We start from the raw sequence: 12,585 nt of genomic DNA on the forward strand, positions 1-12,585 counted from the left end.
CCCGGCATTCCCATGACGGGCGAATGCCGGGTCTGGCCACAGCGCACGGCTACTTCTCCACTGCCGCCACAATCTGTTCCAAAGCGTCCGTATTTTCTTGAAACAAATAAAAGTGACCCCCTGCAAACTGCTGCATAACAAACCCACCCGCTGTCATCTGTTGCCAAGCCGCCAACTCCTCCTGTTTCACATCAGGGTCCTCGATTCCGCCAAACGCCAAAATGGGGCAGGCCAACGGCTCCTCTTCACGGTAAACGTAGCGGTCCACCAACGCAAAATCGGCTCGAATGATGGGAAGGATCAATTCCATCAACTCCCGGTTCGCTAATACCTCTTCCGGAGTACCATTCAATTCGCGCAACTGATTGATCAATTCCTCGTCGGAAAAGTCATATCCGAGAGGTTTGCTCCGGGGGATGTGCGGCGCCTGTTTGGCAGAAACAATTAACTTCTGCGGCAACGGACGGTTCCGCCTGCGCAATTCCCGCGCCAGCTCAAACCCGATCAACGCTCCCATGCTATGTCCAAAAATAAGGAAAGGTTGATCCAGATAGGGCTCCAATTCATCAGCCAGTTGCGGCACCAGTCGCTCAATCGAGGACACCGGCTCTTCCAATAGACGATTTTCGCGGCCCGGCAACTGAACCGGACACACCTCGATCCGATTGGAAAACCGAGCTTGCCATTGGGTGAAAATCGAGGCACTGCCCCCTGCGTATGGAAAGCAAAACAGACGCAGCTCCGCTTGCGGATTCGGCTTGCGGTACATCAACACCTGATTTGTTTTGGTAGTCATCCCGACACTCTCCAATCTATGTAGACGCGATTTCAAATCTTGCTCGCCCCATGAAGGGCTTTGGCATCGACTGGCTGCGAATCCGGAGGAGTGGCGACCTACGCCCCCACTCCCTTGCTATATCAGACCGTTCTTCTTGCAGGGCATGATGGGTACGGTTACTTTTTGGAGACACCGTTGATCAAGTAATTGCCCCACTCACGCATGGCCACCACTTCACCCGCTTCAGCCGCTTTTTGCAACCAAAGCTCTCCTTCTTCGATGTTTTGCGGGAAGGTGATACCATTGAGCAGACGGTAACCCAGAATCCGCATTGCAATCGCCTCACCTGCCTCAGCTGCTCTGCGAATCCAGACTTCCCCTTCTTCCAAGTCTTGTTCCAAACCGTCACCTTCCAACAAGCGGTAACCCAAGATGCGCATGGCCACCGGATAATTGGCTTCAGCCGACAGTCGCAGCCACTTCTCCCCTTCGACTGCATCCTGAGCCAATCCTTCTCCCACGATCAACCGGTATCCAAGCTCCATCATCGCCCACTTGTCATTGGCCTCAGCTGCTCTGCGCAACCACTTTTCACCTTCAACCAGGTTTTGCCGCACCTTGTTGCCTGTCAAAAGCAGGTATGCCAACTCCGCCATGGACCATACATCCCCCGCTTCGGCGGCTTTAATCATCCATTTAATGCCTTCATCCTGGCGCAGGCGTTCTTTCTCTTCATGAAAGTCAAGCACTTGCCCATTTCCTTGTGCTTCTGTCTCTTGATTTTCATGTTCAAATTGACTCACTGCCCCATCTCCCCCTATAAAAAAATGAATAAATACCTTTCAACGATTCTATTATACTAAACCTGCACTGATTAAAAATCTTAATTTTGTAAAATACAAGTCAAAATAGGAACGATTTAACGCTAAACCTCCCCTTTTTGAAATAAGTAACACGAAAAAATGTTTCCGGGCACGCGCTACAAGCCGCTTACCGGAAACACTTTCTCTTGCGATCAACGTCAGCGAAGTGACGCATAACCCAATTGGCGAAATGCCTCAGCAATCAGCCGTTGCCCCTGGTCATTGGGGTGAACACCATCCCAAAAAAGTAATCCTTTGGCACCCGGGTCTTGATCATGATTCGGGCCATTAAAGGCATCGTAAACCTTAGCTACGGCATACCCCTTGGTTTGCCGCTCGTGAATATGGCGGTTGATCTCATCGAGATAAGGCTTCAATATTTCAAACCGGCTTTTGCTTCGGTCTGCACCAGCGGCATGTTTGTCTTCATCGACAAAGGGATTGTACACATCCATCGTCCGGTACAAGGTTGGTTGCCCAGCGCGCAAGCGTTGGATACTGTCGACGATCTGGTCCCAATTCCGCTTGAAATGAGCAACGGCTTGGCGCAGACAATCCTCTTGGTCAACGCCCCCGCACGTCCCTCTGATATAGCTGTTGCGCGCACCAAGCAGATCATTGCCGCCGATATTCCAAGTAATCACTTGGGCGCTGGCAACCGCATGGCGCAAATCTGCATCCGTTTGTAACGCCTTTGCCAAATCAGCGCTCGTCCAGCCATTTACACTCTGATTGGTCAACAAAACATCATTTCCCGTATCAGCTGCGATATAATCCCGGTAGCGATATACATACCCATACCAAGAACCAAAACCGGTGCCAAGCGAGTCACCCAAAGCAGTGTAGCGCCAGGTGGTAGCAGCAAAAGTTGGAGAAGCAGTCGACAGGAGGGAGACAAGCGTTGTCATCAACACCAGTAACAACAGGCGGCCTTTGTTCACAACAGTCACCTCATTTATATCGAGCATGGTTTTATACTTATGTTATCATATTATTCTGAATAATCATCAGCAACACCCCTTTCACCTCCCGGCCGGCCGCAAGTGCATGTACGCACCCTGCAGCCGGCAAGCCGTTCACTGCCGCATCATCCATTGTTTCTCCTGTTTGGCTCCTTTTCGTACATATCGATTCAAAGCCAAGACACTCACTGCGGACAAAATGACGAACAATCCTAACCCAACCCAATGAATTCCCCACCATTTGGGACTGGGCAAATCTTCGAACACAATTTCAAACAAACCGCTAAACAACGCCATGGGAAACCCGAAAATCGTAATTAAGTTAATTAGCCGACCGACGCGCAATTCGCTGTGGCTTTTGATGATGTTCTCCAATTCGGACACCGTGTTGTACAACTCATTTAGCTGCGTGCCCAATCCCCATCTCTTCTTCACAGTCTCACGGAACTGGTCGAGGTAATAATCTACGGAAGATGGCATCGTCGCCAATATCTTGTTACGAATCTCTACCTTCTTGACGGTAATCCACCGATTCAGCTCCATCAACTTCTTCCCGGACAGGGTTTGATTTTGCTGCAACAGTTCTTCCACCGACTCCATCACCTCCGCACATTCTTCGCGGATGCGTTGGAATGTGTTCACCCTTTCGACCAGTTTTTTCACTTCTCCCGCATAAAGCGCAAAATCAAGCGGTTCGCTGTTCCAATCGTCCAAGATTAAGATGCCGCCAGGATGAATCAGCGCATAGCCGCACGGCAATTCAATAAAATCAAATGAATGCTTTGGCGGCAAAGGATGGATGGGTGGCACCCGGTTCTGGTATGTGCCCGAAGCGCAAACCGCCAAATATCGCTGCATCGTCGGCGAACTGACAAACACTTGTTGTTTCCCCAATGAATTCCACTTGGCGGCGATAAATACTTTTCCGTTGTGATAAATGGGTTCGCACTCATAAATATTGCACGCAGCCCCGATGGAACCATCGGCCAGATAAGGGTTCACCTTGATGGAGTTAGCGGGGTTGTACAACTCCCAGATCGCTCCGACCACCTCGGCCCATTCCAACTTGGAGCCCATGGTACCATCATCCAACTGCCGCGGTGCAAATAACGCGGTCATATTTTCATTGGAAGCCATCCATGGGCGATTGGCCGGGGATCGCTCCGGAACCAGCGGTTGGTCACAGGGACGCTCGCCGCCCCAACGTTCATCCTCCATCTCCTCCAATTTTCGCCACAAATCCTGTAGATGTAGATTCATCGTGGGATCAACTTGGATCACCATGTCCCGACCCGTCCCTTTCAGATCAGGACGGTAGATAGCGATAAACTGGAAACCCGACTGGAGCCAAGTCCGTTCTTCATCATGAATCAGAAAGGATTTCAACAAGCCGATGTTCGTGTTCTCCCTGGTGATAAAAGCGTCAACCAGCACGGTTCGGTTCGCATGGATCACTGGAAGCTCTAACTGCGTCACCGTCGCATTTTTCAAGCCTTGCAAATATTTTTGATACTCCAGGCGCAAATGGGTGATCGCCGCATTGTATTCTTCGATGTGATCCAGCTCAGGCACTTCATATGGTGCCACCTCTTCCAAAAGCAAAAGAATGACCAAATACAAGCAGGAAAGCAACCCGCGTTGCACATGCTCCGGATCGATCCGCACCGCCATCTCCCCAGTCGCATGCATCTGCTCTTCCGTCACATAGGAAGCGTAAGCCAAGGCACTGTGTAAGCAACCCCAAGATTCAAATGGTTTCCCTGTGGTTTTCACATCGCCCATTTCCCAACGGATACTGTAATCCAACCACTCCAGCGGAAACTCTTGCGCACTCACTCCCTGATGGCGACAATAAAACAAGACAAAGGCCAAACAGGCGTCGGGGGAGAGATCGGCAAAGAAAAATTGCAACTGTTTGGCCGGTAAATGGCGCCGTAATTCCAACGAAGGGAGTTCCCGCACGAATTCGGTCGTTGAGCCGGCATCCGTTCCCCAATGGGTTAACATCAATCCATTTGTCGGGATGGGAAACTCATCAGCAAAGAGGATTTCATGTTCTTCCTGAACCTTTCGGTGGGGGGCGTAAGTGATCGACAACTCTTCCAATTCGTCATACAGTTGTTTCAAACATTCGTTCAGCTTCATTGTTGTCACCCATATTCTCTTTTGTTTTTTGGCGTTTTATCGGGCGACGAACAAGCATCCACGCTCACGTTACACTTCCTCACCGCCCGATTCACCCAGCCCATGCCGCGCCGCTTTTTCCAACAGCGGAGAAGGGCGCTCAGAAGACATTATCACCAAATGATGCAAAGCCCGGGTACAACCTACGAACAACAGTTTAGCATGAAGCTCATCTACAGGATAGCGCCCCTCATCCACTTCCACCAAAATGACGGCGTCAAACTCCATTCCCTTGGTTAAATAAATCGGGATCACCGAAATGCCCCCGTGATATTCTGCCTGCGTGGAAGTGATCAGATGCACTTCCACCCCTTGTTCGCGCAACTCGGCCGCTACTCTCTCACTCTCCGCTTCTGTCCGCGTCACCACGGCCACGGTGCCAACCCCTCGCTCGATCAAAGCCTGCACTTCCTGAGCCAACAACACACTCCGTTCCGTCGCCGACACGGACAACATCCGCACCGGGTCCCCACTTCGATAAACAGGCGTAGCCACAGCCACTCCTTTGGCATAATCCCGGACAATCTCATTGGCAAACTGAATGATTTCCATGGTTGAACGATAGCTCTTGTTCAACTGCACATACCGGCACGTGCCTTTTGCAAACAAGTCCATCAATTCGCGCCACTCGGTAATCCCTTTATGGACATGGATGTTTTGTAACAGATCACCCAATATGGTGAAAGAGTTGCTTTGGCAAAACCGTTGCAACACTGCCAACTGATAAGGAGATACATCTTGCGCTTCATCGATCACCACATGATCAAACGTTTTTTCGTTGGAAATCCCGTGTAACGCAACATGGATGTGCAGCAATGGAGCCAAATCGGTAACACCGACCTGCTTTCGTTTCACCTTTTGGACAAACGCCGCTGGTGGCGCAACTTCAAATACGGATGACTTCGTGCTGATTAAGTGCTGATACCATGACCAAGGAGTGGGTTGGGGCCATGCCTTCATATAGGTGCGCAATCGCTGGTTGGCTTGTTTGCGAATCTTCCCCCGCGGATCGATATCACGTATTTCTTTCAACTCCATCTCCAACCAGCGCTTCATTCTCGCAAATACGCGTTCTTTCCGCTTCAGAAGTGGATAATGCCGATACTCTTCCGCAAACCAACGCCGGATCTCCTCCGCTGACAATACTTTGCCTTCCCAAGGCGAAAACGGCTTATCCGGCACAAACGTCGCTTCCAACTCCGTCAAAGACGCTGCCACCCGATCATAAAACGCAAGGCTTCCTTTATATCGGAACCAGGCCAACTCCGCTTGATCGACGTTGCCCCCCATCATGAATTCATCCGCCCATTCCTTTTCCTCAGGCGGCGGCAACTCGTCGTCAAAAAAATCATAGGCCCAGTCGGCAAAGGTGAATTGCTGCACATCGCCCACGCCCAATTCCGGCAACACGTCTGAGATATAATCGACAAACATGCGGTTGGGAGCAAAGATGACAAACCGTTCCGCCCGTAGCTGTTCTTGATACTGGTACAGCAAATAAGCCAAGCGGTGCAAAGCGACTGTGGTTTTACCACTCCCCGGTACCCCTTGGATTACGAGCGGGAGGTTGCGTTCGGCGCGGATAATTTGGTCTTGTTCATGCTGGATCGTGGACACGATATCCCTTAAGCGGTTATCTTTCTTTTCACCCAAGCGGTAAAGCAAAAACTCATCCACCATCCCCGATGACTTTTCACCCCGCACATAACTGTCAACCACCCGCTGAATCTGTTGCTTGCGAATCGCGATATTCCGCTTCAAATACACCGTCCCCTCAATGACTCCGTCAGGGGAGGTGTACTCAGCACGGTCCGTCTCTCCTGTAAATGAATAAAATAAGCTGGCGACAGGAGCCCGCCAGTCAATCACCAGCGGCGCGTTCTCTTTGTCATCCTGCACACCGAATTTGCCGATATAGAGCGGTGTCGGCTCCTCTTTTCCGTCTTCTGCAAAATCCAGTCTTCCAAAATAAGGCTCATTTCGGGCAATACGCAATTGTTTTAACCGATTTTGCCGTTGATGGTCGAGCGCCTGTTCCACCAAGTCCTTGCCTCGGTAACGCGGAATCCCCTCCAACTCGACCAACTGCTTTTCGATTTTTTTCAGCATCACTTGCAATCGGGCTTCTTCCTGTGCGTAAGCCTCGTTCAACTCTGTCACACCCCTTCACTTTTGCTATGAGACAGTGAAAAGCACCCGCTCTGCGCCAGGTGCTTATGCTACAGATGTATCCGTTTTCAATTTTGTGCCTCGAAAGACATTATCGGAAATATAGCATAAAAGAACAAAAGTTAAAAATCAATAGATGATCTTGCCTAACAACTGATCCTTGTGGATGGTTCCCAGCCGGCGACTGTCAAGCGTGTCCAGCCGGTCGTCACTTAAGAGATAATACTCGTCTTCGGGAATTTGAACAGGCGCGGTATCAATAATACCCTTGGCTCGGGCCACATAAGGCTCGCGCACCAATTGCCCGTTGATATAGACCTTGCTGTCTTTGATCTCAACTTTTTGTTTGGGCAGGCCGATCACCCGCCTAACCAGCGGTTTGCCCGAATTTGAACGAAATACGACCAGATCCCCTTGTTCCAGGGACAGCGGATAGTTCGCCACCAGACAAAGCTCTTTATTCTTCAGTGTGGGTTCCATTCCGACACCATGCACCTGGTAAATTCCGAAAAACAACCGCAAGCCAAGCGCCAGGCCGGCTAAACCGATCATGGCATACAACAAAAGGTGGAGTGTTTTGTGTGAATCGGACAAATGGGATCCCTTCCTTTGTTTCTACATGGGTGTGATGGCGTTGGCAACGACACTTTCTTTTCATCATAATATAACAACGGTTAAAAATAATCTAACATTTATTTAGGTATAATAGTAAGTATCATTATTTTTAAAATAATTATTTCTTATCTTTATGCACACTTCATCTATCCGCTATCATCTTTCACAATACCATGAGAAGTTTTCTAGGGACTGGACCAAGAGAAAACGCACGGCTTAAGCCGTGTATACGGAGAGATAAAAGCCCGGGAGGATATCAACGAGGATATTGCTTCCGGGCATTTTACGCCATCAGGTTTTTACCTGTTGCGCCAATCACTGACAAGCTGTCCACTCAACCAAAAAACGCCCTTGCAAATGCCGCCGACCTGCGGGTGCCCCTCGACAGTTTGCGGCGCGGACACCACATCGATCGTTCCACCCGGCGTCTTGACCAACAACGCCCAATAATCTTGGCCGGAATACGCGTTGGTTTTCCGCTCACAGGCCAGCACGCGGCCCGACAGCATCGCTTCTGCGCGGGGTTCACCGCCTCCATCCGGATCGGCAAACAATCCAGTCGGGATAAATGATTCCACCGCCATCGGCATATCTGGATCATTCGCTGCTTGATACTCCGCTTCATCTGCATAGCAACTCAATTCATAAGCAAATGCGGCGATCTGCACAGAGACCGTCTGCGGCAACGATTGCAAGTGACGCATCGTCCCATACTCCGGCACCTCGAACAAGAAAGGATAATCGCCCCGCGCCTCCTCCCCCACCAGACCGGCTTTGGGATTGGCCCAAGCGAAGTAAGAGAGCTCCAACGGCAACTGATCGTGAGTCAGCACTTTTTCCAGCCGGGCAGTCATCCGCCCCTGTCCCCGATAATGGGGATGGAGATCGATGATACGCCCTTGCTCATCGAAAGGTAACGTTAATTGCTCCCCGCCGGGCAACAGATATTCCACATAGTGGCTGTCCGGTGTCTTCACTTCCCGCCCAGCCCCCTGCAAAATGTGCTGGTCAACCAATGCTTCTATATCGTCGTCTGTGGCAATGTGAAACCCAATGCTACGGTAATGATTGGACACGTCATCCGCTCCGTTTCTGTTAAAGTCGAAGTCCATTGTATACGAAGACCAGCTACACGCGCCAGCCACTTCCATAAAAAAACATGCCCGGTACATTGATCTCCTCCGGCGCCAGTAGGTTTCCCGCCTGGGCCGATTTACTTGATTCGAGCCAGCGAACATGGTAAAGATGAGAGGTGGAGGGATAAAGCGTGAGATTAAAAGTGATGTTGTTAAACATGCACCACGGCCGCGGATGCGATGGACGGTGGGACATGGAGAGGGTTTTGCATGTGCTCAGAACCGCAAATGCGGATGTGATCGGATTAAATGAAGTGGATCGGTGCTTTTCCAGACGAAGTTGCTATCTGGATCAAGCCCATTGGTTGGCCCAACGGCTGGGGATGCACCATTTGTTCGGCAAAGCCCACACTCTAGGCCCCGACCGCCAATTTGGCAACGCCATTTTATCCCGTCTGCCCATTCTTGCGTCACAAAACCATCTTTTTCGAAGCCGCATCGCCGAAAACCGGTCCTTGCTGGAAGCCAAGCTGAAGTTTCATGGGCGAGCGATCAAGGTGTATCTCACCCATCTTCCTCTCAACCCTTGGCTTCACCGCAAGCAGACAGATTTCATCCTGCATCGGGTGACGCAAGAAACCCACCCTGTCATTCTGATGGGTGATTGGAACATGCGTCCCGATTCCGCCGCTTGGCGAAAGCTGTCATCCCACCTGACGGACATCAGCCGGGCCAAAGAAAAAAAACCTTTGCTCACCTATCCGGCACCCCATCCACGCTGGCAATTGGACTATATCTTTGTCAGCCCGGAATGGCGAGTGATCCAGGCAGAAGTCTCCACTCCCCTGCCGCAAGCTTCCGACCATCTTCCCTTAATCGCCAAACTGCGGCTGGATGATTAAGTCTTAGACACAATTTCCTTGACCCGACCCACTTGCCCATCCTGCAAACGTACTTTGATCCCGTGCGGATGTGTCGGTGAATGCGTCAAGATTTCCTTCACTACTCCTTGAGTTAACTTCCCCGTCTGCTGATCCCGCTTTAACACAATCCGTACTTCCATCCCTGGTGCAATGTTAGCGCGTGTCCGCCCATCCATCTGGTAAACCTCCCATGAGAAAAGCTTGCCATATGGCAAGGCAAGCTTTTTCCATAGTATATCCCGATTTACCCACCCCTGCGAAGCAGAAGAACCCCATCCGCTGCTCCGCCACGGGACAACTGCCCTTCATCGCTAACAGCAATCCCAGAAAAAACTCCCTTCGGGCCGCTCGCGATCAGGTCGGATGAAGAAATATCCCATCCCCGAATCGCCAAAGTTAACAAAATCGAGGTAAGCGATGCCTTCTTCTTTACTGCGGCTCATAAAAAGCGATCCCTCTGTGGGCGACTGATAAATCGAACGCCCAAACTGATCCTTCTGCCACAGCTCCGGCGGAATGTTGTCTATCACTTTCAAAAAGCAATCGATCTGCCCGGCAAAAGTAGACGCATCCCCACCCGGCTTTTGGATGAATGTGGGGGTTCCCTTCAGCTTGGTCTCCATCTCATGCAGGCTCGACCAGGCTTTCCCACCTTCCTCCAAGCGCTGGAAAAAACGAACATACTCCTCCGGTGAAATGCCATCCTCCTTCTCACGCCAACCGACAACAGTGACTGATGGCAACAGCGTGGAGGCTGAAGTGGGCCGCTCCGTCCATCTGCCCGTACACTGCTCTGCCTCCAAGAAAACAAAGGCATGTCCCTCATAACAGTGATCCTCTTCATTTTGGCATAAAAAAAGATAGACACGCCTGCCCTCGCGTCCGAGATCGATCCGCTCCGGATGATGGGCAAATTGTGCCAGCAAAGGCATCGCCCGGCCGCAATCTGAACAAGACGGCCACAACGCTTCCGGCAATCCCCAAGGCCGTCCCCCATACTGATCGACAAAAGAAAAAGGTTCGGGCCAACATTCACTCATGACCAAAGTGGGAACGAAGCTTTTCATCGCTGATCAACCTCCGGATACGAATGCATGTTCGCATTCCATTTTATAATAAAAACGCTGGCGGGACAATCCCATTTTTCCAGCCGTCAATGTCCCCGCCTGCGCTTGCTCATAAAAAGATTCCTAAGCCGATGTTAAATTTTCGCCCCAGGTGGTCAGCATCCCCATCTGACCTTTTAAAACACTTTTGTCGTCCACGCTTCGCAATTCCATACATCAGTCACCACGTCTCGATAAAATTCCGGTTCGTGGCAGATGATGAGCACGCTCCCTTTATACGCTTTTAATGCCCGTTTCAGCTCATCTTTGGCATCCACATCCAAGTGGTTGGTCGGCTCGTCCAAGACAAGCAAGTTGGTTTCTCTGTTGATCAGCTTGCACAGGCGCACTTTGGCTTTCTCCCCGCCGCTTAGCACCTCCACTTTGCTTTCGATATGCTTTGTTGTCAATCCGCATTTGGCAAGGGCAGCGCGCACTTCAAACTGTGTAAATCCGGGAAACTCATTCCAGATCTCTTCGATGCATGTGTTGTGATTGGCCGTCTTGATCTCTTGTTCAAAGTAGCCGATGTGTAAATACTCCCCCCGTTCCACCGTGCCGGAGAGGGGTTGAATCTCACCCAAGATACTGCGCAACAATGTCGTTTTCCCGATCCCGTTCGCCCCGATCAAAGCGATCTTCTGTCCACGCTCCATCCGCAAATCCAGCGGGCGGGACAATGGCTCGTCATAGCCGATGACCAATTGGTGCGTCTCAAAAATCAATTTGCCGGACGTACGCGCTTCTTTAAAGTGAAATTCCGGTTTCGGCTTCTCCTTGGCCAGCTCAATCACTTCCATTTTGTCCAGCTTCTTCTGGCGGGACATCGCCATATTCCTTGTGGACACCCGCGCTTTGTTGCGTTGCACAAAATCTTTTAGCTCCGCGATTTCTTGCTGTTGCTTTTTATAGGCCGCTTCCAACTGTTGTTTCTTGGCTTCATATACCTGCTTAAACCGGTCATAATCACCCACATATCGGTTTAGTTGCTGGTTTTCCATATGGTAGACCAGATTGATCACACTGTTCAAAAAGGGAATGTCATGCGAGATGAGGATAAACGCATTTTCATATTCTTGCAAATACCTCTGTAGCCAAGTGATATGTTTCTCATCCAAATAGTTCGTCGGCTCGTCCAACAGCAGGATATCCGGTTTCTCCAGCAGGAGCTTGGCCAACAGCACCTTTGTCCGTTGCCCCCCACTCAACTCATGCACATCCCGATCCAAACCGATATCCTCCAACCCGAGTCCTCTGGCGATCTCCACCACCTTGGCATCGATCGTATAGAAATCGTTATTGGTCAGCAAATCCTGCAAGGGGGCCACCTCTTCCATCAGCCGTTCCAGCTCTTCCGGGGTGGCCTCCGCCATCTTGGCGTATTTTTCGTTCATTTCCGCTTCGATGTCAAACAAATATTGAAACGCGCTTTTCAGCACATCGCGAATCGTCATCCCTTTTTTCAGCGCGGCATGTTGATCCAGATAGCCGACGCGCACTTTGGAAGCCCACTCGATTTTGCCCTCATCCGGCTCCAGCTTCCCGGTGATGATGTTCATGAAAGTGGATTTCCCTTCGCCATTGGCCCCGATCAGGCCGACATGTTCCCCTTTGAGCAACCGGAACGACACATCTTGAAAAATCGCGCGGTCACCAAACCCGTGGCTTAAGTTTTTAACTGTCAGAATGCTCATGTGCGACACTCTCTTCCATTTATACTGATGCTTCTCGTAAAGCTTTCATCCACACCCAATAGCCCCCGACCGGTCGGGAGCGCATCCATTTGAGTGTAGCATGTCTTTCCCACTCGCACCATCCCGGATTTGTTTTAAACATGCGCCAAAGCCGGACTCAAAGCAAAAACCCCCATCGGCTACAGTTGCCGATCGGGGCTTCACTGATAGGGCAA

At 50.7% G+C, this 12,585-nt stretch carries 11 protein-coding genes; 1 reads left to right on the forward strand and 10 read right to left on the reverse strand.

Going from position 1 to position 12,585, the window contains the following annotated elements; genetic code table 11:
* Positions 1-49: 49 nt before the first annotated feature.
* The 7 genes from EDC32_RS07865 to EDC32_RS07895 form a co-directional block, all read right to left on the reverse strand.
* Entirely contained in the window at positions 50-796 is a 747-nt protein-coding gene (locus EDC32_RS07865) for a thioesterase II family protein (RefSeq protein WP_035952075.1), read from the reverse strand.
* A 158-nt stretch (positions 797-954) separates the two neighbouring features.
* The gene (locus EDC32_RS07870; RefSeq protein ID WP_022737112.1) at positions 955-1,581 is read right to left on the reverse strand and encodes a tetratricopeptide repeat protein; all 627 of its coding nucleotides are present in this window, start codon (positions 1,579-1,581) and stop codon (positions 955-957) included.
* Positions 1,582-1,799: 218 nt separating this feature from the next.
* Positions 1,800-2,582 (reverse strand): SGNH/GDSL hydrolase family protein, encoded by a 783-nt coding sequence (locus EDC32_RS07875; RefSeq protein WP_158283285.1) that lies wholly within the window; start codon positions 2,580-2,582, stop codon positions 1,800-1,802.
* A gap of 135 nt (positions 2,583-2,717) precedes the next feature.
* Positions 2,718-4,748 carry a hypothetical protein gene (locus EDC32_RS07880; protein ID WP_132221240.1) on the reverse strand — a complete coding sequence of 677 codons (2,031 nt, stop codon included), beginning with the start codon at positions 4,746-4,748 and terminating at the stop codon, positions 2,718-2,720.
* 69 nt (positions 4,749-4,817) lie between these two features.
* Positions 4,818-6,947 (reverse strand): HelD family protein, encoded by a 2,130-nt coding sequence (locus EDC32_RS07885; protein ID WP_246026893.1) that lies wholly within the window; start codon positions 6,945-6,947, stop codon positions 4,818-4,820.
* Between the two features lie 138 nt (positions 6,948-7,085).
* Entirely contained in the window at positions 7,086-7,550 is a 465-nt protein-coding gene (gene lepB / locus EDC32_RS07890) for a signal peptidase I (protein WP_132221242.1), read from the reverse strand.
* A gap of 320 nt (positions 7,551-7,870) precedes the next feature.
* The gene (locus EDC32_RS07895) at positions 7,871-8,743 is read right to left on the reverse strand and encodes a hypothetical protein (protein ID WP_132221244.1); all 873 of its coding nucleotides are present in this window, start codon (positions 8,741-8,743) and stop codon (positions 7,871-7,873) included.
* A 95-nt stretch (positions 8,744-8,838) separates the two neighbouring features.
* On the opposite strand from EDC32_RS07895, the gene EDC32_RS07900 reads away from it, so the two are divergent.
* Entirely contained in the window at positions 8,839-9,549 is a 711-nt protein-coding gene (locus tag EDC32_RS07900) for an endonuclease/exonuclease/phosphatase family protein (protein WP_029071924.1), read from the forward strand.
* Here EDC32_RS07900 and EDC32_RS07905 read toward each other — a convergent pair.
* The 3 genes from EDC32_RS07905 to EDC32_RS07915 all read right to left on the reverse strand — a co-directional run bounded on the left by EDC32_RS07905 (position 9,546) and on the right by EDC32_RS07915 (position 12,370).
* Complete coding sequence (locus tag EDC32_RS07905) at positions 9,546-9,746, reverse strand: YwbE family protein (protein WP_132221246.1); 201 nt, start codon at positions 9,744-9,746, stop codon at positions 9,546-9,548. The two genes, EDC32_RS07900 and EDC32_RS07905, sit on opposite strands and share 4 nt — an antisense overlap.
* A gap of 135 nt (positions 9,747-9,881) precedes the next feature.
* Positions 9,882-10,637 (reverse strand): hypothetical protein, encoded by a 756-nt coding sequence (locus EDC32_RS07910; RefSeq protein WP_132221248.1) that lies wholly within the window; start codon positions 10,635-10,637, stop codon positions 9,882-9,884.
* Between the two features lie 176 nt (positions 10,638-10,813).
* Positions 10,814-12,370, reverse strand: coding sequence for an ABC-F family ATP-binding cassette domain-containing protein (locus EDC32_RS07915; RefSeq protein WP_132221250.1), 1,557 nt, complete (start codon positions 12,368-12,370; stop codon positions 10,814-10,816).
* Positions 12,371-12,585: the final 215 nt, after the last annotated feature.

The organism is Laceyella sacchari (assembly GCF_004343255.1).
Classification (GTDB): Bacteria; Bacillota; Bacilli; order Thermoactinomycetales; family Thermoactinomycetaceae; genus Laceyella; species Laceyella sacchari.